We start from the raw sequence: 22,204 nt of genomic DNA on the forward strand, positions 1-22,204 counted from the left end.
TCTTTATTGATTACTAATTTTTAATAATTCTAGTGCTGAAGCTAAGAGTTTAACAATTACTTCTTCAATTTCTTCTTGTTCAGTTAAGCGGAATTGCCAGCCAACATTAACAGTAAATAAGGAGGTTTTGACCTCGCCGAAGATCTGTATAAGCTGTTGACCATTTTCTAAGTATTGACTGTTAGCCGTATTCGGTTTTAATTTCATTCCCTTGGCTTCCGTTTCCAGATAATTTTGAATCGCCTCTTGACCTGTAATTAATTCTGAAAATGGTGCATAAAGTTTTCCATTCGGAGTAAATAAAGAAGCTGTTGTTACAAAATCTTCATCGTTAAAGCTTTCAAAATAACGAATTATAGCGATCGCATTAACTTCATCAAAAGAAAGTTTAGATTGACAATCTAAAGGTGTTGTTGTCATTTTTGATCCTGAACGCTAAAATTTTTATAAATTATAAATTTTAGAGAGTCATATATTTTCATAGAATCTAAAAATCTATCTATAGTATGAGTATTCCTCATCAGTCATCAATTGATTAACCCTTAACTCTTAGACTGATAACTGATAACTGATAACTGATAACTGAAAAATGGATTCAGAACAAATCAAACAAAAAGCCTTAACCTTGGGGTTTCATAAAGTTGGAATTGCTGCTATTTCTGATATGCGGGAGAATAACCAACGATTACAAACTTGGTTAAATCAAGGATATGCTGCGGATATGGCTTGGATGAATAATCCTAAACGCCAAGATATTTGTCAATTAATGCCAGAGGTTCAGTCTGTTATTTGTGTAGCATTAAATTATTATACGCCTCAACAATATCCTGAAGGAGAAGAATTTGCTAAAATTTCTCGCTATGCTAGAGGACGAGATTATCATCGGGTACTGCATAAAAAGCTGAAAATTTTTTGCGACTGGTTACAACAACAAGCAGCAGGAATTCAAGCTCGATATTATGCTGATACTGGGCCGATTCAAGATAAAGTTTGGGCACAACAAGCGGGTATTGGATGGATTGCAAAAAATAGTAATGTGATTACCAGAGAGTATGGGTCTTGGGTATTTTTAGGGGAAATTTTAACGAATTTAACGTTAACACCTGATACTCCCCATACTCAACATTGTGGTACTTGTACCCGATGTTTAGAAGCTTGTCCAACTCAGGCCATTACTCAACCTTTTGTGGTAGATGCTAATCGTTGTATTGCCTATCATACCATTGAAAATCGGGCTGAAACCTTACCCGAAGATATTAGCAAACAGTTAAACGGTTGGGTGGCAGGGTGTGATATTTGTCAAGAAGTTTGTCCTTGGAACCAACGCTTTGCTCAGGAAACAGACGTTACAGAATTTCAACCTTATCCTGAAAATATCGCCCCTAAATTAACAGAATTAGCAGAACTTTCAGAGGAAGAATGGGATCAAAGATTTCGCGCTTCTGCGTTACGACGCATTAAACCTCAAATGTGGCGACGCAATGCGAGGGCGAATTTGGAGTCTTGGCCAAATTTTGGGAAATAAGGTATAACTACGGATGGGCCATCAGGAGCAGGAGAGTGAACCATGAAATGGAGTCCTATTTTAGTGGGATTGTCGCTGTTGTGGACAGTTCCGGTTTTTGCTCAAGTTTCTAATACCCAAGTACAGGCGTTAGTTGAGGCGTTACGTTTAGCCGCACCCCAAACGGGAACAGCGAATGATGGATTGTATTCCGATTGGCAAATTAAACCAGAGAATATTCCCCGATGGTCAAAACTTTGTATCGGTCAGGAAATGACCCCGGCTCAATTTGAAGCAGACCAGACAAAGGCTAAACAGGTGTTAGGCTGTGTGATGGGGGATGTATTGAAAGAGGAATATCCCAAAAGCCAGAATAATGAAGCGATTGCCATTCGTCGGGCTGCGGCTTGGTGGATGACGGGCGACCCCAATCAATATAACCAGGGTCAAACGGCAGCTTACACCCAGAAGGTATTGCAATTTTATCAGCAACAACGCTCTTAAAACAGGGAAGAGGGAAGAGGGAATTACGAATTATGAATTACGAATTACGAATTACGAATTACGAATTACGAATGGGGAACAGGGAACAGGAATAGAAATTTTTAGGTAGCTTTTGATACAATATAGTTGCGGAAAATACGGTCATGGGGATGAGGTGTTTAACATCTGATCCCTATTTTTTTATCAACCATCTCAACAGCGATCGCTTCTTGATAGAAAAGGCGATCGCTATTGTTTTGATTTTCCATCTGTGTATTTTTTATTTTAAAAATAAAATAATCCTTGAATCTTAACCGATTAGAAATAATTTTGTATCAAATTTAATCCACCTATCCCCCGATATACATCCCCCTTTTTAAATTTTCCGCTTCTAAAGAATTTATTTTTAGCCCCAAAGCCTATCTATTAATAGGAATATTCCCCAAAAGAGCAGATATTTATCTCTCGAAAAGAAGATGACCTATAATCAGCCTGCTGAATAAGATTATCAAAGTCTACCTAACGCTTAGTAGAGGATGCCGTACTAATTTTATATCGGTTTTCACTACCTGGGCAGTATTTACAAAATCACTAATATCTTATTACAACTTCAGATAGGTAGGGCTGGCTCAACATTAAAGTTTGAGATATCATCTAGTGTCTATTTTATCTCAAGATGTCAAATAAAAACAGGAGGTTTTCATGAGAATCGCACAAATTGCCCCGTTATGGGAAAGAGTTCCTCCCCCAGCTTATGGCGGTACAGAATTAGTTGTAGGATTGTTAACGGATGAATTAGTCAAACAAGGTCATGAAGTCACCTTATTTGCATCAGGAGACTCGATCACTCTTGCTGAATTAGAATCCGTTTGTCCCCGTTCTTTACGCTCAGATCCGAATGTTAAAGAACCCGGACTTTATGATATGTTGCAGTTAGCTCAGGTTTATGAACGAGCTTCTGAATTTGATATCATTCACTCCCATGTTGGCTGTGCAGCCTTACCTTTCACCCATTTAGTTAAAACTCCAACGGTGACAACTCTGCATGGTATATTCACTCCCGACAATGAAAAAATGTTTTTCCATGCCCGTCAGCAACCTTATGTTAGTATTTCCAATGATCAACGGGAGCCGCGACTCAAATTAAACTATGTTGCCACTGTTTATAATGGCATTGATACCAACACCTATGAATTTTATCCCGACTATCAAAATCCCCCTTATTTAGCCTTTTTAGGCAGGATGTCCCCAGAGAAAGGCCCCCATTTAGCGATTGAAATTGCTAAAAAATTTGGATTACCCTTAAAAATGGCAGGAAAAATTGATGCCGTTGACCAAGACTACTTTGATACTTTAGTTAAACCCCAAATTGATGACAACCAAATTCAATTTTTAGGGGAAGCCAATCATGCTCAAAAGAGTGTGTTAATGGGGAATGCCTTTGCCACCTTATTCCCGATTACTTGGCGAGAACCTTTTGGGTTAGTGATGGTAGAATCCATGGCAACGGGAACCCCCGTCATTGCGATGAAAATGGGTTCAACTCCTGAAGTGATTGCTGATGGAATTTCAGGATATCTGTGTGAAACGGTCGATGAATGTGTGGCAGCTTTAGAAAAAGTAGACCGGATAAATCGAGAAAAATGCCGTCAATATGTCATTGATAACTTTAGTGCTAAACGCATGGCTGATGGCTATGAAGCGGTTTATCAAAAACTCATTGCTGAACGATTCAGCCAAAACGGAAAACTCAAGAGTTTAACCGCAGCTTAATCTTGAATGTGCAGCGTTAACGGCCTATTATTTTCATCACTTATTTTTCAGCGATTCCGAAAACATTCAACCTAAAAAAATATTAGGATTGTTTACTTATCGCTGGTAGAATAAACTTTCATACAATCTGGATTTATCTATGAACCCCTTAAATCAAACGGTGAAAACCTCTACTTTTAATAATTCCCCAGGAACCTATAAAAAATCAACTGCGATTTCGACCCGTTTAGCAGGTCGAAATCGACAACCCATTGCTTTAATTTCTGTTCATGGCGACCCCGATGTTGATATTGGTCGAGAAGAAGCCGGAGGTCAAAATGTATACGTTCGTCAAGTCGGTGAAGCCTTAGCAAAATTGGGTTGGCAGGTGGATATGTTTACTCGCAAAATTCACCCCGACCAACCCACCATTGTTCAGCATTCTCCCCATTGTCGAACCATTCGCCTCACCGCAGGGCCATTAGAATATATTCCCCGCGATGAATTGTTTGAATATTTACCTCAATTTGTCACCGCGTTTCAAAAGTTTCAAGCCAAAGAAGGTACAAATTATCCCCTAGTTCATACTAATTATTGGTTATCCGCTTGGGTGGGACTGCAACTGAAAAAACACCATAACGTTCAGTTAATTCATACCTATCATTCTTTAGGACAGGTCAAATATCAAGCGGTTTCTCACCGTCCCAAAATTGCAGAGACGCGGTTAACTATTGAACAACAAATTTTAGAACAATCCAATACGGTTATTGCTACCAGTCCCCAAGAAGAAGAAGTTCTGCGTCATACAGTTTCCCAAAAGGGTCATATTTCTGTGATTCCTTGCGGTACAAATTTAGAGAATTTCCACGTTATTTCTAAACCAGAAGCACGGGTAAAATTAGGATTAGATGCTCAAGAACCGATTATTTTATATGTCGGACGTTTTGACCCCCGTAAAGGGATTGAAACCTTAGTTCGCGCCTGTCATCAATATCATATTACTTACAACGAACCCTTTAAATTAATCATTGCGGGAGGGTCTGACCCGAATAAAAGTGATGGTCAAGAACGGCAACGCATTGAAAGCATTATCAATGAATTAGGATTAACAGAACAAACCTATTTTCCAGGTCAATTAAGTCATGATATTTTACCGTTGTATTATGCGGCGGCGGATGTGTGCGTTGTTCCCAGTCATTATGAACCCTTTGGATTAGTTGCAATTGAAGCGATGGCTTGCGGAACTCCAGTGATTGCGTCTAATGTGGGAGGATTAAAATTTACGGTTATTCCTGAAGAAACCGGGTTATTAGTTTCTCCTCAAGATATTAACGGGTTTGCTGATGCGATTAACCGGATTTTAACCGATGATGTTTGGACGCAAAAACTGAGAAAACAAGCTTCAGTTCGCGTCAGTGAAAACTTCAGTTGGTCTGGAGTTGCGATTCGTTTGAGTGATTTATATCGCCGAATTTTAGCAGAATCAATTATGGATGAACGATTGTTACCTGTATCTCGTTCTGTTAGTAGTTCGGAAGTGGCAGCTATTTCAGGGACAGTGAGCGCTCGCAAAGTGTCTTAAAGATTGAACTCCCCCTTCCTTCTCAACAAAGGGAGTTGGGGAGTTAGCGTTTTTAAGGTAGAATTAAACCTTGATTCAGGCTGTTTCAGATCTTCAATAAAGCTCTTCTGTTTCCAGTTGTCTTAAAAAAATATAGCATTCAGAAAAGATTTTATTTTTTCTTTATCAAAATTTTACATACATTTCAAAAAAACGGTTTTATACTGAAAAAAGGCAAATTAAAACATATTCTTGAATCCCACCAGCCTAAAATCTCCTATTTCTAGGATTTGAGGGAAATTTATTGTCATTTCTCTAGCAACAGTCACAGTAATTTAGTCATGATCTCAGAAAAAATCGAATTTGACGGCAGAGTATTTATCCCTGCTGAGGAATTACCCATATCGGAATGGCCTTGTGTCGTTAATGAGCGACCTCAACCCACCTTAACCCTCAAAGATGACGATTTATTTTTAATTACGGACACCTTGGGTAATATTACGCGGTTTTTAGCCGATGACCGTCAAGCGAGTTTAGGATTATTTTGTCATGATACCCGTTTTTTGTCTCGATTAGAGTTACAAATTAGCGGACAATCCCCTATTCTTCTGAGTAGCGATGCTCAAAAAGGATTTGCCTTATCGGTATTATGTGCTAATCCTAAAATTAACGAGCAACTTCCCGCCGAAACCATTGGAGTAGAACGAGAAATTGTCTTAAATGGGGGCTTATTTGAAGAAATCAAGATAACTAATTATAGCACCTCTCCGGCTGAATTTGAAATCAGTCTCAGCTTTGGTTCTGATTTTGTCGATTTATTTGAAATTCGAGGTTTCCATCGCGACCGACAAGGACGACCTTTTAAACGTCAAATTGAACAACCAAAATCCTTAGATAATGAAGACCTTGAAGTCTCCACGCTCAAGAAAGTAGAAAACGAACATCAAGAAATTAATTTGGGGTATCAAGGACTTGATGGCAGTTTCATGGAATCTCGGATTTTATTTGTTCATCTACAACCCAATTTCATTAAAGAAAATACTGCTATTTGGCACTTAAATTTAGCCTCCCACGAAACTCAAATTATTGGTTATCGCTTACAAATGCTAACCAATAATCGCCCGACTTCTGCGGTTCATGCTCCCTTAACGTTAGTTCAAGCCAAAGCCGCAGAAGTCATGGAAGAACAACAATGGTGGACATCTGTTACCCGAATTCGCTCGAATAATCGAGAATTTAATCGCGTTATTCAGCAAGCAGAACAAGACATTTATTTATTACGTCAAACCTTTGGAAAAGAAAAAGGAGTCTCGGCTGGAGTTCCTTGGTTTTCCTGTTTATTTGGTCGAGATTCCATTATCACCGCCTCTCAAACCTTAATTCTTGACCCGGAAATTGCCCGGTCTACCTTAACGATATTAGCGCAATATCAAGGTCAAACCTATGACGATTGGCGAGATGAAGAACCGGGAAAAATTCTCCATGAATTGCGGATGGGAGAAATGGCAAGGTGTCAAGAAGTTCCCCATACTCCTTATTATGGAACTGTTGACGCAACACCCCTTTGGTTAATGTTATATGCCGAATATTTTGCCTGGACACAAGACACCGAAACCCTAGAAAATTTATGGCCGAATGCACGGGCAGCGATGGATTGGATTGATGCTAAATGTCAAGAAAATGGCTATCTTTGTTATTTCCGTAAATCCTCCAGAGGGTTAGTTAATCAAGGCTGGAAAGATTCAGGAGATTGTATTGTTAAACGGGATGGAACTCTAGCGGTTGCCCCTATTGCCTTATGTGAAGTTCAAGCCTATGTTTATGCGGCGAAAGTGCGAATGGCGGAAATTGCTAAAATGCGAAAACGGATTGATTTAGCCGACCGTTGGCAAGAAGAAGCTCGACAACTGAAAATGCGGTTTAATCGAGATTTTTGGGTAAAAGATTTGGATTTTTGTGCCTTAGCATTAGATGGAGACGGACAACCCGTTGATAGTATTAGTTCTAACCCCGGTCACTGTTTACAATTAGGAATTTTAACCCCAGAAAATGCCAAAAGTGTAGCAGAAAGATTACTCGCACCGGATATGTTTAGTGGGTGGGGAATTCGTACCCTCAGCAGTCTTTCTCCGGCTTATAATCCGATGGGATATCATACGGGTTCAGTTTGGCCCCATGATAATAGTTTAATTGCATTAGGATTGCGCTCTATTGGATTTATTGATCAAGCTTTTGAAGTCGCCCAAGGGTTATTTGATATGACCATGCAACAACCCTTACAACGACCCCCGGAATTATTCTGTGGTTTTCCTCGCATTGAAGGTAGTGCTCCGGTTAAATATCCCGTTGCTTGTTCACCCCAAGCTTGGGCGAGTGGGAGTATTTTTCAACTATTACAAATGATGATGAATTTAGTTCCTAATGCGTCGAGTAATCACTTGAGAATTATTGACCCTTCGTTACCTGAATCCATTAATCATATCGCCGTTCATAACTTAAAAATTGGTTCTACTGTAATTGATTTAGAGTTTGAACGAGATAACGATGAAAATGCCACGGCTTGTCGAGTTCTTAAAAAACGCGGCAATCTGCGAGTGGTTATAGAAGCCTAATTATTCGTTGGGTGCGTAATATGAAATCCTGTGATCTCTGAATCCCCGTAGTAGAGACGCGCCATGGCGCGTCTCTACAGGATATGGATGCGTAGCAAACATTTAAACGCAGCACTCCACTCCCCCATCCCTGCGTTGAGATGGGATTAAATTAAGGCTCAATAAAATGCGCCCAAATTGAACCATCTGGCCCTGCAACTTGATTCATATAACCAGAGGAATAAATAATCCGACGACCCTCCGTATTAGAATATCCGGTGTAGGCATCTCCCCAAGGATCATTAACAATATATCCCTGATTATTATAGCCAATAACGGTGATAATATGACCCGATGGAGTCGTATCTACACCAATCACAACCGGACGACGATTAATGAGTTCATTTTTCAAATCTGACCAATACCGAGTGGTGCTAAAACTGCTTTTAAATCCATAGGCGCGAATTAAAGCCGATAATACATTATGATCGGTTTGAGAACCAGTTCCGGCATAATTAAAGCACCATTGCAATAATTCATCTTCTAATTGTCCGTATTTTGGTCGCACACCGTAATAATACATCACCATTGCAATCGAAGTGACGTTACAAGTAGACCAATAAAAACGCGGATTATCTCGTTGAGAAAAATAGGGAACATTTAACTCTAATTGAGGGGGTAAAGGGTTAAAAACTCGTCCTCCTCGTTTGAATTTCACATACTGGGGAAAAATATAACCCGTATTCCCAAAATTCGGCAATTCTTCCAAGAGAGAAACCTTAATATGGTTATTTTCTAACGCATAACTTTTTACCCCATAAACCCGTCCCAAGGGTAAAGTTGTACGCTCAGAGTCTTTTAATTGGCTAGAATCAATCGCCTGTTTTTTCAAGATTGTTTTTTCTAAAACTGTCAGGGTAATGGCATCAGGATCATAACCGATTTCTTGACCATCTCGAATCAATTTAACGTGCTGCCAATACACATAACCCACTGTACCAAAACCGGGAATCGATTGGGCTAAGGTAACGCGAAAATGTCCTTTAATGCAGGCATACCCTTTAATGGTAAAGGTTTGTCCTAATAATAATTCTTCAAATTGTTGAGGATCTAAATAAGAAGAATCAACGGGTTTGGCTTTGATTTTAGTTGTTTGTAATACCAACATTTGAGCATTAACATCGGTATCAGGAACATCCTCAATATCGAAACGAAATACTTCTGATCCTTTTTTTAATTTGACATAATCGGTATACAGATAACCAAAGTTACCAATTGGCGGAATGGTATTTTCTAAAACAACTTTCAGATGACCATCCACTAAACCATATTTCAAAACTTTGAAGGTTTGACCCGCTTTTACCGCTATTTTTTGTTGTTGATTTAAGGAAGCTGAATCAAAGGGAACAATTTTAAATAACGTATCTTCAAGGATTTCTAAGGTTAGAGATTCTCCGACGGTCATGGCATTTTCACTAACCGTAATATTAATCACTTGACTGGCGGTAACATTGTCTTGAGAGTCCAGTGCTTTTAACCGTAACCACCGATATCCCGCATCACTAAATCCTTTGTTAAATTGACAATTCCAGGTACTTTCCTGCCAATCTAAACTCACCTCAAAGCCATAGCGATCTTCAGCAAATAAAGTAATTTTAGCAGTAGTTTTGGGATCAAATGTTCCGTTTAAAACCACAGGAGTATTGACTAAAACTTCCGTTGGCCCTTGATAGGTTAAGGTTTTATTGGAGGTTAAAGAAACACTTCCACGACTCAGGAAGATAAAATCAGGATACAAATATCCCGTATTGCCAAAATTAGGAAAATTCTCGGTAAAAGCGACTTTAATATGACCGTCTTCTGAGGTATAACTTTGTACCCCATAAACCATTCCCGCCGGGAGGGTAATTTTATCGGAGGCATTTAGGTAAGCAGAATCAACGGGGCGTTTTTTTAACGGGGTTGTATTAACAATTGTGCAGGTTATCGCATTATTATCAAAGGAGATTTCTTGACCTTTTTCTAATAGTTGAGCATGATAGCGATAGACATATCCTGATTTACCAAAACCGGGAAATTCTTGATTGAGAGTCACCCGAAAATGATCGGCAATACAGGCATATCCTAACACCGTATAGGTGCTCCCTTGAGGCATTTCAATCGATTGATTCGCTGCTAACTGAGACATATCATCGGGTTTCAGTTTGAGAGGCGTTGTTTGTGTCACCCACAACAGTTGACTTCCGGGTATATGTTCCGGGAGTTGATTTTGATTAAACCATAATAATTTTGACCCTTTTGCTACAACAACATGGGGTTGATAAACATAAACAATTTTACCTAAATTGGGTAAGGGGTTATTGAGTTCGAGTTTGAGATGATCATTGACCAATTCTATTGTATCTACAACTAAACTTTCCCCTAATTTTAGGGATTGTTTTTGTTGTTCTGTTAATTGCGAAGAATCAACAGGTTTAACTTTTAAGACAGTTTCTTGTTGAGGAATAAGGGTATAATTAAATCGGGTATTAATCCCTTCTTGATTGACCATACAATCAATTACTTGATCCCCAATTATATTATTTTGCCCATCTTTTCCTTGTAGTCTTAACCAGCGTTTTCCGGCGGTATTAAATCCATTTTCTAAACACACTGACCAAATCCCCGCTTGGGGATTAAAATCGACGGTCAGAGGATATTTATCTTCTGCCATTACAGAAATTGTTTGGCATTGTTGAGGGTCATAAGTGCCGACTAAAACAACAGGTTGATCAATCAGAATGTCTTTTGGGCCGAGATACGTTACCATGTTTACAACTCGCTGTTAATAGAAATGAATAAAGGGTTAAAATCAGTAAAAAACCGCCCCAGAAAATTCTACGGGCGGCACGCTCAAAAATACGGATAATTTTGATGACAATTAAGCGCCCAGAACTGCTAAAATATCTTGAGCGTGGTTTGCAGTATTGACGGCTGCATCAACGTGGATAATTTTACCACTGCCATCAATGACATAAGTTACCCGTTTTGCATAACCACCGCCATCTACGTCATAGGCTGTGGTAATTGCTTTGTCCGTATCGGCTAATAAAGGGAAGGGTAAACTATATTTGTCAGTAAACTTTTGATGGGAGGCTTCATCATCCATGCTGACCCCTAACACAACAATATCTTTTCCTTGATAAGTTGTATAGTTATCGCGGAAACTACAAGCTTGTTTGGTGCAACCGGGGGTATCATCTTTAGGATAGAAATACATGACAACGGTTTTGCCTGCAAAGTCAGACAGAGAAACGGTATTTCCATTCGTGTCTTTGACGGTAAAGCTAGGGGCGTCTGCGCCAACTGCTAAAGGCATTGTATTTCGTCCTCCTCAATTAGACTGAACTTGATGTTGACTGTCTTCAGTTATTTTAAGACATTTCGGTCAATCTGTAGAAGAGGAGAAAATTATCAAGAGCTTACAATTTATCCAGATTGGTCAATTGAAATTTTGTCACTCCAACAAAATCCAACAAAAATTTTAGGAAATTTACTGTATTGTTCTGAATAGGGGACAGAATTAGGATGGTTAATTATTGAATATTGATACACAACCCGTAGTCAGCCCTTCAGGGCTGATTCATAAATCCTATAGAAAGGCAACAAAATATGAACAACAAATTTACTTTGAGCAACTCTCAAACTGACTGGGAACCCCTAGATGCGATGACTGATGAAGAAATTGATTTTTCTGATTGTCCAGAAATTACGCAGGAAATGTTTGCCAAGGCAGTGATTCGGCGAGGTTTGCCTAATTCTCAGACTAAAACTGAAGTGACTTTACCCATTGACAATGATGTTTTAGAGTGGTTTAAATCTCAAGGTCAAGGTTATCAAAGCCAGATTAATAGCTTACTGCGATCATACATGGAAACGCATCAATAGTCTCTGGGTTCAGAAATCGGGTTTCTTAATTGAATCTTGGGTAAGCTGCAAAAATTGTCCCAGAAACCCGGTTTCTTACATAGATTTTGAGTTCCACGAGGGTTGGGTAAAATCTTTGGAGTAGTGGTAAGATAGAAAAATAAATTCATTGTAAAATGACGGAGAATCAAGTTATGAAAAATTTATTTTTATTAGGAACATTAAGTTTTAGTATTGCTTTTGGTTTAGGTATAGTAGTAGAGAAAGATATTATTAAAAGTGCTGCCATAGGTGGTATAGCAACAATTAGTACCCTGAGTAGTGCGTTTGTTTTAAGCAAAAAATCTGAAGGAGAACTTAAAAAGTTCAACAGCCAAACGGAAACCTTAAAAAGCCTTGAAAATCAGATTTTAAACCTGAAAAATCAAAAGATAAAACTGGTAAAAGTAATTGATATAAAAACTCAATTAAAACTAACTATTGAATTAGAATATAATTTAATTATTGGAGAGGTTAATACCCTTAAAGAAGAGATTAAATCTCTAACCACCCAGCGAGAAAATCTGCAAAATGTAATTGATAACCTTCAAAATCAAGAGAGAAAAAATCCACAGAAAATTATTTTTAAAACTGAGCTAGAAAGACCAATCAAAAAGACAAAAAATACATTATACAATTGTATTTTAGAGGGATTAGAAAATTCGCTAGATTTTTATAACAAAAACAATCACGGAACATTTGAAAACTACTTACAGTTATTACAAAAACCCGCAGAAAAATTGTGGCATTCTTATAGATCGAATCTAGTTAAAGTAAATTATTCTGAACCGTCAATTCAAGCCGTTTATTTAATGCGTTATTATCCCCATTATGCTTACATGAATTTTCAAATATTAGAAATGATACAGGGTCAAAATTTATTTCAAAACTTAACTAATGAAATGCTAGAAGTATGCTTGTTTGGTGCAGGCCCATGTCCAGAAATAGTAGGTTTAAGTAAGTTTTTATCAGAACACTATCAAAATATTAAAAATTTAACTGTTAATGTATATGATATTGCTTCTGACGAATGGACTTTAAGCAGAAACATTACCGAAAAATTCATTATACCGGAATACTGGTCAGGAGATTTAAAACTAAACAGTAATTACCTAGATTTATGTGAGTCTAATTCTCTTCACTCAATCAAAAAAACAATTTTTAAAAGCAAAATCTTCATTTTTCAAAATTGTCTGAATGAAATTTATAATGTATCTACAGTTCAAGCAAATCTCAATTTCTTGCTTAATGAAGTACCTTTAGGTAGTGTAATAATTATTATTGACTTAAATTATCGACAAAATGCTAGTATAATCGATCAATTAGAAAAGCAAGTAAGTAATCGACATGATTTTGAAATTTATTGTCCTCGAATTGAAGACATAAAAATTCAAGCTTGCCCTAATCTTCCAGAAGTTATTAAACAAAATCTCTTAATTGGAACCCGTGAATTAATACCTCGAAGAAATATCAATTGCATTTTTATAAGTATTCGTAAAACTAACCGAAAAGATTAGTAATTTCTAGCTGTTTTGGCTGAAATTTAGGTTCAATATCATACCATCCAATCAAAGAAGGTGAATCAGGATTATGTTGTCGGTGATTTTCCCTGGCTTTATCAAAACTGGTAGTTGCATAGCAATACTGACACCCAAATAAGCAACTATCATACATTCCGATATCTTTGCTTTTGACACAACCACAAGCTTCTCGTTGACTAGAATCTTTTTTATGATTGACTTCTATTTGAAAAACTTGATTAATATAATCATCGTCTATGCACTTACCATGTTTAATACCATAAGAGTCCAAATCCCAAGATTCAGCACAGCTAAAAAGCTGCATATTATATTGATGGGCAATATTTGCTATTGATGGCAAAAAAACGCTAAAAACTTCTGGGATATCTTCAAAGCTAGAAATTTTAATATTTTGTTCTTTTTCAATCTTTTTGAGACGAGGATTATTTTTGGCATACCGATCCATAAAACTAATCACACATCGGCTAGTATAACCCGATAATTGACGAGCAATATGCTGATATTGCTGAAGATGAAAATCTATATCAGTATAGGGGCTAAAAACAATCGGATCGTATCGCCAAATAACTTTTTCATAACCCATCAATTTAGCTAATTCTTGAAATACTTTAATAGCTTTAGATAAAGGCAGTTTATTAGTTTCTATAAAAGTTGGATTATTCATCAATGTGAACTGAAAATAATATTTATATCCTCGTTGATCTAACTCAGATAATGATGATAATAAAGGCTGCGGGTTGCGCGTCCAAAAAACAATTACTTCCACATCTTTTGGCGTCAAATCAATCCGGTAGAGTTGATTACGATTAAATGGATTTGGCACGACGCAGTAACCTGCTTGAATGCGATTCATAAACCATTTATGGTAAAATGCTGGAATATCTGTACGTCTGCTGGCACTAATAATCATTTTATTTTTTCTACCCCATATAGGTTTTTTATTTTTATGCTAACAGTGGGTGTTTAGAGTCAACAGTTATTGTAGCATTTAACCCTTAAGAAACTTGTGCTAGTTAAGGTTGATTTAATTAAAATTAAAAAAGGGAATGTCCGTTTCTTTTGGAATAAGCTGAATGAGCTTCTCGTTGTGAGTTGCATTTAATTCATCTGTCTAAAAAAATTAACTTTATGATTTAGTCCAAGTTCAACCGAATTCAACGGAAATAGAATAAGAATTTATTCCTAACGCAGTATTCAAACGTTAAGTTCTGCAACAGTTTCTGTTATTAAAATTGAAATTATGTAACTCTGGATACAGAAATAATTTGAGTTATCAATACCAACGGTTGATGAGGGACAAGGAACGATGAAACTTAATCTCAAACAAGCGGATACAGAAATTCAACCCCAATGGCAACCGATTGTGGGGTATCCCTGTCCGCCAGAATTTGAACCCTCAACCTGGGTAAAACTTTGGCAACAACCCAATCCCTACAGCCACGATGAAGCCTTGCTCCTGTGTCAACTCGGTGAGGATGAATGGGTGGCTTGGATTCCCGATCACGGTGAAACGGTATTATATCGCTATCAATTCTTTCAGCGTTAACCTCTATGATGGGATACAGTACAAAAACAAAGTTATCCCATTCAAGCGTTATGACTGTTTTGGACTCTCCGGGGAAGTCTTCAATCCAATATTCTGAACCCACTCTCAAACGGGCTGAACGAGCGATCCGGTGTTCTCCGTTTCAACTGCAACTGTTTACAACCATGGGGTTGAGCAGTGTCGGTCTGAATGGAATTGCAGGACAGTCTGGGGTTGATTCTGCCTATACTTCCACAGCCTTAACGGAAGGGACAGCCGAAAATGCGTTACTTTGGCTGATACAAGTGGGGGTTCTGCGTCGAGAAGTTGATGGTCAGGGAATTACAGATAGTTTTCGCCTAACGCCCTTGGGACGGAAATTAATTGACCAATGGGAGAGCCAAAATCAAGGGATTCCTCAGCCTTCATTGTGCGATCGCTCGATTAATACTCTCAATCGTTGGTTAAGATTTCCAGTTTAAGTGGAACAGGCATCTTGCCTGTTAAACATTATTTTCCACCCGATTGTAATAACTGTAAAATTTCAGCTTGAATCCGTTGTCTAAAGGAAGGGTTATTTTGTTGTTGACGGGTCATCTCATTGAACAGAGAAACCGTTAAGCCCTTAGACTCAATAATCTGTTTAGCTTGGTCACAGTAGCTCACCGCCAGTTTGGGTGCATTTCCGGGTAACGCTGTAAAACTGGTGGGTTGATCACAAATAATCCGGGGAACATCCCCAACAATTTTTTTGATTTCATTCGCTACTTCATGACGTCGAGATTCTAAAGCTAAAGCGGCGCGGGCATAATTTTTAATGGTTTCTTCACTATAGTTAAAACTTTCTTGCGCTTGAGCCACAGAACCCCAACTGAGATGGGGAATAGGTTGGGACGAGGTTTGACTCCATCCCAGGAAACCACCACAAGCGGATAGAACAGCAACGGTTAAAGATTTGGATAGAAATTGACGAATGGGAAATGTAGTTTTCATAAGTAGTTCAGAATATATCAACTCAAAGGGTTCTGCTGGTGACAGAACATGAAACTGATCTCGGAGTGAGGTCTACTTTCCTTAAGTTCCAGAAGAGTTTTGTAGGTTCTGGAGTTCCGACTGAATGCGTTTTTGCAAAGCCGGGTCAGCTTGCTGACGTTGGGTAATTTCGTTAAACCGACCAATGGTTAACTCGTTGGTTTCGATAATCGACTTAGCTTGAGTACAGTAATTCACCGCAATATCTCGAACTGCTTTATCCAGCCGATTAATGGTTTGAGTTTCATTACAAACGACAGGGGGGATAGATTTTCCGGCTCCAACAATCCCTTGAATTTCGTTATAAGCGGTTTGACGTCTGGGTTCAATCCCTAAAACAGCACGAGCATAGTTGCGAATTTCTGTTTCGCTAAATTCTGGGGATTGTTGCGCCTGAACAACGGTATTGAACCGAGAAGCCGTTGAGCTTGATAAATCGGGGACAATCCCCCAGACAATAGCACCACTGGAGAACAGCCCCAGCATTAGGCTCTGAGCGAGTAATCGGTGCGGACGCATAAATCGCAAGGAACGCAAGAAATCCATCATATCGAGATCTTCTGATACCAAAGGGAACCGTGAAAGTGCTTAGTTGTCTTGAATTATTTTATGCCTAAGAAGTTCCTCATCCAAAACTTAAAAATGCTTTAGCGAAGAATTGGAACACCAATCACAAACAAAAACTTGATACCCAAACACTGCAATGGGATGACCTAATATTTTTTAGGTTATCAATTCATTGTATCCTGAAATGTTGAGAAATGGGCTCAACTCAGAACTTGAAAAATGAAGAAAACAAACGGGGTGATTGCGGCTGGACATCCAGAAACCGTTAAAGCAGGTTTGGCAATATTTGGCGCGGGCGGAAATGCTTTTGATGTAGCATTGGCCTGTATGTTAGCAGCTTGTGTGACGGAACCGGGTTTAACGTCCCTTGCGGGCGGAGGATTTTTATTAGCCCATACTAACACCAATCAAAACATTTTATTTGATTTTTTTACCCAAACTCCCCACGATAAACGCCCGATATCAAACCTAGATTTTTATCCGGTGGGTGTTAATTTTGGCACAACAATTCAAGACTTTCATATTGGTTTAGGGTCTATGGCGGTTCCTGGAGTTTGGGCGGGGGTGATGCGGGTTCAAGAAACTTTAGGACGTTTACCCCTTTCTGTTGTAGCTGAACCTGCAATTATTTTAGCGAAACAAGGGGTTGGAGTTAACTCTTTTCAAGCTTATACGTTTTCTAATTTATTGCAACCGATTTTGTTAACAACGACAGAAGGGCAAGAAATTTATGCTCCTAATGGTGATATTTTAAAGTTAGGCGATCGCTTAATCATGACTAACTTTGCTCAGACTTTAGAAGCTTTAGTTTCTGGAGAAAGGCGAGAATTTTATGAAGGTGAAATTGCTCAAATGTTAGTTCAAGATTGTCAAGAAAAAGGGGGACATTTAACCTTAGAGGATCTCAAAAACTATACCGTCATTGAACGAAAGCCTTTAAAAATTGACTATCGCGGAAAAACTATATTAACAAATCCTCCTCCCAGTTCTGGGGGAACATTAATTGCTTTTGCTTTACAACTTTTATCGTCTCTGGATTTAACAAACCTTCAGTTTGGCAGTTCCCAACATTTACATCTATTAAAAACAGTAATGCAGTTCACGAATATTGCTCGGAAAGAAAGGTTAGATGATTACCTACATCAAGACAATATTGCTGAAAATTTTGTCTCTAGTTTTTCTAGCTATCAACAACCGTTTATTGATGCGGTGAATAAATGGGGAAGTACCACCCATATTAGTGTTTTGGATCAAGAAGGAAATGCAGCTACTGTAACAACATCTAATGGAGAAGGTTCAGGATATATTATCCCTGGAACGGGAATTATGGTCAATAATATGTTAGGGGAAGAAGACTTAAATCCCCAAGGGTTTCATCAATGGCCGGAAAATGTTAGAATTTCTTCGATGATGTCTCCTACCTTAGTCTTAAATTCTGATCATAAACCGGAAATTGTTCTAGGTTCGGGCGGTTCAAATCGAATTAGAACTGCAATTTTACAAGTTTTATTAAATTTAATAGATTTTAAAATGTCCGTTGAAGATGCCGTTAATAGTCCCCGTGTCCATTGGGAAAATCATCGCTTTGATATTGAACCCGGGTTTGATCCTGAATCTGTTAATACTTTGGATTTATCTCCCCAAGATGTGATTAGATTATGGCCGGAAAAAAATATGTTTTTTGGCGGAGTGAATACTTTAGTTAAAACATCGGATGGACAATTATTTGGTGCAGGAGATATTCGCCGAAATGGAGTTAGTTTAAAAGGAAATTAGGTTACAATTAGCTAAAGTTGGTTTTAATGTTGAGGATTACATTAATTGTTTCACTCATTTGACCTAAGCCCAAAGGCCGTAACTTCGTTCAAATTCCCCTAAGCCATAAAAGAGGGATGATGAACAAATCATTGACAATTTCCAAAAAATCGTTTATAATATAGCCTAGGAATCAAGATTAATTTATCAAAAGATATTTCAGCCAGTAAAATAGCGAAAGATTGGCTTTTCGGTTTAATCATAAAATTTTCGGGTCTTGGTTCTCGGTTCAAGCGTTTCAGGATCAATAGACGGCTTAAAAAACGATATAGGACAGAAATAAGTCAGGAAAGGGTTAGTGAATCTTCCTGAATAGATTTCTGTGCCTGTGTGTTTGGTTATTCTTGCTTGATTGTTCCTGACTTCTGGAAAGAAGTCTGATGTTCATGCTGAACAAGGAGGAACTTGTGATTACGACAGCGATTTTCCCGGCCCGATATGTTCAAGGAAATCATGCCATTCGGTTTTTGGGTGAAGAATTAAGCCATTTAGGTCAAAAAGCCCTCGTAATTATGGGGCCAGTCATGTTTCCTAAATTGCAACCCCTGGTTGAGGAATTTACCCAAGGAAAAATAGAGATTTATCTCGAACGCTTTGGCGGTGAATGTTGTGATCCCGAAATTGAACGCTTGGTTAATTTAGGCGCCGCTCAGAAGGTCGATTTAATTGTAGGAATTGGAGGCGGAAAAACCATCGACACCGCTAAAGCGACCGCCTATAACCTCAAAGTTCCGGTTGCAATTATTCCTACTATTGCTTCTACCGATGCTCCCTGTAGTGCCCTATCAGTGATTTATACCCCGGAAGGGGTCTGGGAACGTTATCTCGTCTTACCGCGTAACCCCGATCTGGTTTTAGTCGATACTAATCTAATTGCTCAAGCTCCCGTTCGCTTCCTGGTTGCTGGAATGGGAGATGCTTTAGCCACCTGGTTTGAAGCCGAAGATTGTCAGATTAAACGCGCTAAAAATATGACCGGACGCATGGGGCCAATGACTGCCTTTAGTTTGGCTCATTTGTGCTATGAAACCTTGCTGGAATATGGCGTTTATGGGAAAATCGCCTGTGAACAACAGGTGGTAACTCCCGCCTTAGAACGAATTATTGAAGCCAATACCCTACTCAGTGGGTTAGGGTTTGAAAGTGGTGGATTAGCAGCGGCCCATGCCATTCATAATGGGTTTACGGTATTAGAAGAAACCCAAAAATTCTGGCATGGTGAAAAAGTCGCTTTTGGCGTTCTAGCAATGTTAATTTTAACCAATCGCCCTAGCGAAGTTATTGATCGGGTGTTTGGTTTCTGTGAATCTATCGGACTCCCGACGACATTAGCCGATATTGGGTTGGAAGGAGTCAGTCGTGAACGCTTATTATTAGCCGCAGAACGCGCTTGTGGTACAGGTGAAACCATTTATAATGAACCTTGTGAAATTAACCCTGAAAGTGTTCTGGCGGCCCTGTTAACGGCTGATGCTAAAGGACGGGAACGGAAACAATTCTAAGTTGATTGTTTGAGAATTTAGAGTTTATTGGGGAACTTAGAGTGCGATCGCTTTTTGATTAGGAAATTATCAAGAGGCGATCGCACAGTTTTATCGTAGGGGCGAGGTTTTCTCGCCCTTACACCTGGATGTGTATCCATTTTTTGAGATTAATGAGTGGTCAAATTCGAGTCAAAAACTCAACTATAAAGGAGAAACATCAACATTGAGTTTAAAATCTGCTGCTTTTGAAGCAGAAACTTCAATCACATAATCACCACTTTTCGGTAATTCTCCTTGCCAATTTTTGCTATCTTTAATCGTACCAATAATTTGACTATTCGGATCTAAAATATTAATATCGACGGTTCCTTGTTGAACGTCCAAAGACATTTTTTGTCCGGCTGCACATTCTAATTTATATTGTCGTTTTTCTGCGGGTTTAATTGCCCCTGTCAGGGTTGTTCCCGTTGTTCCAGGGTCAAATGTTACCCGTTCTGGGGAAGTATTGGCTTGAGGAGAAATAGAGGGAGTTGGCGTAGGGGAAGAAGTGGAAGTAGTAGAAGCATTTGCAAAAGGAGGTAAAGGTTGTAAGGGTTGGGTTCCCGTTACTCCACGAGAACTTAAGTTCATTTTAAGATCAAAGGTTGTTGCTCCTTTTAAGGCCGTTAAAACCAGGGTATATTGACCCGTTTGAGGTAAATCTTTGGTTTTAATTTGTTGTCGATCTGGCGCATACACCCAAATACATAAATTATCTTCCGTGCGATAATTTAACTGTTGACCTGCTTTGGCGGGAAATTGATAGGCTAAATAATTTCCTTGGCGAATTTGACCGGATTCTTTTGTATTAACAGCCGTTAATGTAATTAATTTAATATTTTTGGGATCAAGATCAGTTTGAGGTTGTTCAGAACATTGTTCTATTTTTCCCGATGAATTCGAGTTTACAATATTCAGGGTGGTGGAAAGTTGTTTCCAATGTTCAGATAGAACTTCACAGCCTGTTAATACAAATAATAATAGAAATAAACCCGTTTTTTTCATATTTTTTATAAACGATTGATTGACTTTATAGCAGGCGATATTCTATCGTGCTAAGAGATTAAATTCAGCTTAATTTAAAATTTTGAGTTAACTTAACCGTTGTTTGATCCATAATCCAAATAATGGTAACGCTAATTTATAACCTAATTCTGAACCATAAATCAAGCCTTTATGTTGTAAACCTGCGATCGCACCTTGTAAACTTCCACCTCTGGATAAATGATGTTTGGTAATATATTCTCGACTTTGGGGTTTATCCGTTGGATCTAAAGCTAAAGACTCTAATAATTGCGCTTGGGAAGAGGGAAGTAACACTAACAACGATTCAAATACCGTTGAAAAATCCGCTAATAATTCCTGTAAGGTTTCTTCAATTTCTTTATCTCCAATTAACCCATTCGTTGTTTTGACTTTACACAACCTTCGCACTAAAGCTGAGGCATCTCCAATATGTCCTTGAACGGCTTCTAAAAAGCGTTTTAAGGCGTGCGATCGCGGATCAAAGGTTAAATTTTCTCGATGCAAAACTCCATGCGCCCAAGCCGCAACTACATCATCTGATAAGGGGGTTAATTGTACAATATCTAAATTTTTATGGAACTCCTCTTGATTTGTCGTTTCTGCTAACGTTGCCACTAAAACATAACTAACAGAACTTTGCTGTTGAATTTCTTGACGCAATAATTTTTCCCAATCTCCCTGTCTATCCCAAGACCGAATATGAGGAAAACTATGCAAAATTAACACCACTTGTCGCTGCACAAATTCTGCTAACTGTTGAGGCAAATGAATTAAGAGTTGATACGCTTGCCAAACCTCTTCCGGTTGAGCAATTAACCGCAAACTTTTGGCCGTATTTCCCTGCCATACCAAAAATTGATTGGCTTCTGTTGCTGTCCACTGTTGCAAAAACTGAGTTGCTGTTGGACTTTTAACCGCCTGGGAAATCCCCTCGCATAACAGTTGGGTTAACCGATGGCCATCGGTAGCCCGAATACAGTCCACTTCTATAATTTTCGCCCCCACCTCCACCGCCGCCCGTCGAACCAGGGTTCGGCGTCCACTACCTGGAACCCCTGCAATTAACAAATCACGTTCACCAGCTAACGACTGAGTGATTTGTTGAAATTGGCTTTGTCGTCCAAAGGTTTCTAACGGTGCTGCTAACTCTTCTATATCCATCGGTATTGATCGCACAAGCTGATTGCTGATATTAGCACTTTCGGGGATCACACCGCAGGAAGTCACGAGGAACAAGGAACAGGCAATGGGGAATTACGAATTACGAATTACGAATTACGAATGGCTACTATTGCAATAGGCACTCTTGCAATAGAAATTTCTCCCCCTGCTCCCCGTC

At 38.7% G+C, this 22,204-nt stretch carries 20 protein-coding genes; 11 read left to right on the plus strand and 9 right to left on the minus strand.

Annotated elements, in window-relative coordinates:
* Nucleotides 1-3 precede the first annotated feature (3 nt).
* Nucleotides 4-420: a ketosteroid isomerase family protein gene (locus IQ236_RS08700; RefSeq protein WP_193868894.1), complete on the minus strand. Its 417-nt coding sequence runs from the start codon at nucleotides 418-420 to the stop codon at nucleotides 4-6.
* Between the two features lie 169 nt (nucleotides 421-589).
* Here IQ236_RS08700 and queG point away from each other — a divergent pair, with 169 nt between their 5' ends.
* The 5 genes from queG (at nucleotide 590) to IQ236_RS08725 (ending at nucleotide 7,912) form a co-directional block, all read left to right on the plus strand.
* On the plus strand, nucleotides 590-1,525 hold the full coding sequence (queG, locus tag IQ236_RS08705) for a tRNA epoxyqueuosine(34) reductase QueG (RefSeq protein ID WP_193868895.1): 936 nt from the start codon (nucleotides 590-592) through the stop codon (nucleotides 1,523-1,525).
* A gap of 42 nt (nucleotides 1,526-1,567) precedes the next feature.
* On the plus strand, nucleotides 1,568-2,008 hold the full coding sequence (locus IQ236_RS08710; RefSeq protein ID WP_193868896.1) for a hypothetical protein: 441 nt from the start codon (nucleotides 1,568-1,570) through the stop codon (nucleotides 2,006-2,008).
* Between the two features lie 681 nt (nucleotides 2,009-2,689).
* On the plus strand, nucleotides 2,690-3,760 hold the full coding sequence (locus IQ236_RS08715; RefSeq protein ID WP_193868897.1) for a glycosyltransferase family 4 protein: 1,071 nt from the start codon (nucleotides 2,690-2,692) through the stop codon (nucleotides 3,758-3,760).
* A gap of 139 nt (nucleotides 3,761-3,899) precedes the next feature.
* The gene (locus IQ236_RS08720) at nucleotides 3,900-5,321 is read left to right on the plus strand and encodes a glycosyltransferase family 4 protein (RefSeq protein WP_193868898.1); all 1,422 of its coding nucleotides are present in this window, start codon (nucleotides 3,900-3,902) and stop codon (nucleotides 5,319-5,321) included.
* 320 nt (nucleotides 5,322-5,641) lie between these two features.
* On the plus strand, nucleotides 5,642-7,912 hold the full coding sequence (locus IQ236_RS08725; RefSeq protein ID WP_193868899.1) for an amylo-alpha-1,6-glucosidase: 2,271 nt from the start codon (nucleotides 5,642-5,644) through the stop codon (nucleotides 7,910-7,912).
* 151 nt (nucleotides 7,913-8,063) lie between these two features.
* Here IQ236_RS08725 and IQ236_RS08730 read toward each other — a convergent pair whose 3' ends face one another.
* Both IQ236_RS08730 and IQ236_RS08735 read right to left on the minus strand, forming a co-directional pair.
* Complete coding sequence (locus tag IQ236_RS08730; RefSeq protein WP_193868900.1) at nucleotides 8,064-10,700, minus strand: C39 family peptidase; 2,637 nt, start codon at nucleotides 10,698-10,700, stop codon at nucleotides 8,064-8,066.
* A 111-nt stretch (nucleotides 10,701-10,811) separates the two neighbouring features.
* A complete protein-coding gene (locus IQ236_RS08735) occupies nucleotides 10,812-11,249 on the minus strand; it encodes a peroxiredoxin (RefSeq protein ID WP_193868901.1) in 438 nt (145 codons plus the stop codon).
* 293 nt (nucleotides 11,250-11,542) lie between these two features.
* Between IQ236_RS08735 and IQ236_RS08740 the strand changes: the two genes are divergently transcribed.
* Together IQ236_RS08740 and IQ236_RS08745 are read left to right on the plus strand one after the other, a co-directional pair.
* Complete coding sequence (locus IQ236_RS08740) at nucleotides 11,543-11,818, plus strand: BrnA antitoxin family protein (protein ID WP_193868902.1); 276 nt, start codon at nucleotides 11,543-11,545, stop codon at nucleotides 11,816-11,818.
* Between the two features lie 173 nt (nucleotides 11,819-11,991).
* Nucleotides 11,992-13,353, plus strand: coding sequence for a hypothetical protein (locus IQ236_RS08745; protein ID WP_193868903.1), 1,362 nt, complete (start codon nucleotides 11,992-11,994; stop codon nucleotides 13,351-13,353).
* On the opposite strand, the gene IQ236_RS08750 is transcribed toward IQ236_RS08745, so the two are convergent.
* The gene (locus tag IQ236_RS08750; RefSeq protein WP_193868904.1) at nucleotides 13,337-14,287 is read right to left on the minus strand and encodes a DUF1848 domain-containing protein; all 951 of its coding nucleotides are present in this window, start codon (nucleotides 14,285-14,287) and stop codon (nucleotides 13,337-13,339) included. The genes IQ236_RS08745 and IQ236_RS08750 overlap by 17 nt on opposite strands.
* A gap of 396 nt (nucleotides 14,288-14,683) precedes the next feature.
* On the opposite strand from IQ236_RS08750, the gene IQ236_RS08755 reads away from it, so the two are divergent.
* Both IQ236_RS08755 and IQ236_RS08760 read left to right on the plus strand, forming a co-directional pair.
* Complete coding sequence (locus tag IQ236_RS08755; RefSeq protein WP_193868905.1) at nucleotides 14,684-14,923, plus strand: hypothetical protein; 240 nt, start codon at nucleotides 14,684-14,686, stop codon at nucleotides 14,921-14,923.
* 50 nt (nucleotides 14,924-14,973) lie between these two features.
* Nucleotides 14,974-15,384 carry an Npun_F0494 family protein gene (locus IQ236_RS08760; RefSeq protein WP_193868906.1) on the plus strand — a complete coding sequence of 137 codons (411 nt, stop codon included), beginning with the start codon at nucleotides 14,974-14,976 and terminating at the stop codon, nucleotides 15,382-15,384.
* Between the two features lie 28 nt (nucleotides 15,385-15,412).
* On the opposite strand, the gene IQ236_RS08765 is transcribed toward IQ236_RS08760, so the two are convergent.
* Both IQ236_RS08765 and IQ236_RS08770 read right to left on the minus strand, forming a co-directional pair.
* Nucleotides 15,413-15,895, minus strand: coding sequence for a DUF4168 domain-containing protein (locus IQ236_RS08765; RefSeq protein ID WP_193868907.1), 483 nt, complete (start codon nucleotides 15,893-15,895; stop codon nucleotides 15,413-15,415).
* Nucleotides 15,896-15,976: 81 nt separating this feature from the next.
* Entirely contained in the window at nucleotides 15,977-16,453 is a 477-nt protein-coding gene (locus tag IQ236_RS08770; RefSeq protein WP_228041499.1) for a DUF4168 domain-containing protein, read from the minus strand.
* Between the two features lie 267 nt (nucleotides 16,454-16,720).
* Here IQ236_RS08770 and ggt point away from each other — a divergent pair, with 267 nt between their 5' ends.
* Both ggt and IQ236_RS08780 read left to right on the plus strand, forming a co-directional pair.
* Nucleotides 16,721-18,277: a gamma-glutamyltransferase gene (ggt, locus tag IQ236_RS08775; RefSeq protein WP_193868908.1), complete on the plus strand. Its 1,557-nt coding sequence runs from the start codon at nucleotides 16,721-16,723 to the stop codon at nucleotides 18,275-18,277.
* Between the two features lie 446 nt (nucleotides 18,278-18,723).
* Nucleotides 18,724-19,818, plus strand: a complete 1,095-nt coding sequence (locus IQ236_RS08780) for a glycerol dehydrogenase (protein WP_322744106.1) — start codon at nucleotides 18,724-18,726, stop codon at nucleotides 19,816-19,818.
* A gap of 17 nt (nucleotides 19,819-19,835) precedes the next feature.
* Here IQ236_RS08780 and IQ236_RS28010 read toward each other — a convergent pair whose 3' ends face one another.
* The 3 genes from IQ236_RS28010 to IQ236_RS08790 all read right to left on the minus strand — a co-directional run bounded on the left by IQ236_RS28010 (nucleotide 19,836) and on the right by IQ236_RS08790 (nucleotide 22,092).
* Complete coding sequence (locus IQ236_RS28010) at nucleotides 19,836-19,958, minus strand: hypothetical protein (protein ID WP_265578681.1); 123 nt, start codon at nucleotides 19,956-19,958, stop codon at nucleotides 19,836-19,838.
* Between the two features lie 43 nt (nucleotides 19,959-20,001).
* Complete coding sequence (locus IQ236_RS08785; protein WP_193868910.1) at nucleotides 20,002-20,844, minus strand: hypothetical protein; 843 nt, start codon at nucleotides 20,842-20,844, stop codon at nucleotides 20,002-20,004.
* Nucleotides 20,845-20,931: 87 nt separating this feature from the next.
* Nucleotides 20,932-22,092, minus strand: a complete 1,161-nt coding sequence (locus IQ236_RS08790; RefSeq protein WP_322744107.1) for an ATP-binding protein — start codon at nucleotides 22,090-22,092, stop codon at nucleotides 20,932-20,934.
* Between the last annotated feature and the right edge of the window lie 112 nt (nucleotides 22,093-22,204).

The sequence above is a fragment of the Planktothrix mougeotii LEGE 06226 genome, from assembly GCF_015207485.1.
Classification (GTDB): Bacteria; Cyanobacteriota; Cyanobacteriia; order Cyanobacteriales; family Microcoleaceae; genus Planktothrix.

Coding starts and splice junctions, on each gene's coding strand:
- IQ236_RS08700 (WP_193868894.1), bottom strand. CDS start 420: ATGACAACAACACCTTTAGATTGTCAATCTAAACTTTCTTTTGATGAA.
- queG (WP_193868895.1), top strand. CDS start 590: ATGGATTCAGAACAAATCAAACAAAAAGCCTTAACCTTGGGGTTTCAT.
- IQ236_RS08710 (WP_193868896.1), top strand. CDS start 1,568: ATGAAATGGAGTCCTATTTTAGTGGGATTGTCGCTGTTGTGGACAGTT.
- IQ236_RS08715 (WP_193868897.1), top strand. CDS start 2,690: ATGAGAATCGCACAAATTGCCCCGTTATGGGAAAGAGTTCCTCCCCCA.
- IQ236_RS08720 (WP_193868898.1), top strand. CDS start 3,900: ATGAACCCCTTAAATCAAACGGTGAAAACCTCTACTTTTAATAATTCC.
- IQ236_RS08725 (WP_193868899.1), top strand. CDS start 5,642: ATGATCTCAGAAAAAATCGAATTTGACGGCAGAGTATTTATCCCTGCT.
- IQ236_RS08730 (WP_193868900.1), bottom strand. CDS start 10,700: ATGGTAACGTATCTCGGCCCAAAAGACATTCTGATTGATCAACCTGTT.
- IQ236_RS08735 (WP_193868901.1), bottom strand. CDS start 11,249: ATGCCTTTAGCAGTTGGCGCAGACGCCCCTAGCTTTACCGTCAAAGAC.
- IQ236_RS08740 (WP_193868902.1), top strand. CDS start 11,543: ATGAACAACAAATTTACTTTGAGCAACTCTCAAACTGACTGGGAACCC.
- IQ236_RS08745 (WP_193868903.1), top strand. CDS start 11,992: ATGAAAAATTTATTTTTATTAGGAACATTAAGTTTTAGTATTGCTTTT.
- IQ236_RS08750 (WP_193868904.1), bottom strand. CDS start 14,287: ATGATTATTAGTGCCAGCAGACGTACAGATATTCCAGCATTTTACCAT.
- IQ236_RS08755 (WP_193868905.1), top strand. CDS start 14,684: ATGAAACTTAATCTCAAACAAGCGGATACAGAAATTCAACCCCAATGG.
- IQ236_RS08760 (WP_193868906.1), top strand. CDS start 14,974: ATGACTGTTTTGGACTCTCCGGGGAAGTCTTCAATCCAATATTCTGAA.
- IQ236_RS08765 (WP_193868907.1), bottom strand. CDS start 15,895: ATGAAAACTACATTTCCCATTCGTCAATTTCTATCCAAATCTTTAACC.
- IQ236_RS08770 (WP_228041499.1), bottom strand. CDS start 16,453: ATGCGTCCGCACCGATTACTCGCTCAGAGCCTAATGCTGGGGCTGTTC.
- ggt (WP_193868908.1), top strand. CDS start 16,721: ATGAAGAAAACAAACGGGGTGATTGCGGCTGGACATCCAGAAACCGTT.
- IQ236_RS28010 (WP_265578681.1), bottom strand. CDS start 19,958: ATGGATACACATCCAGGTGTAAGGGCGAGAAAACCTCGCCCCTACGAT.
- IQ236_RS08785 (WP_193868910.1), bottom strand. CDS start 20,844: ATGAAAAAAACGGGTTTATTTCTATTATTATTTGTATTAACAGGCTGT.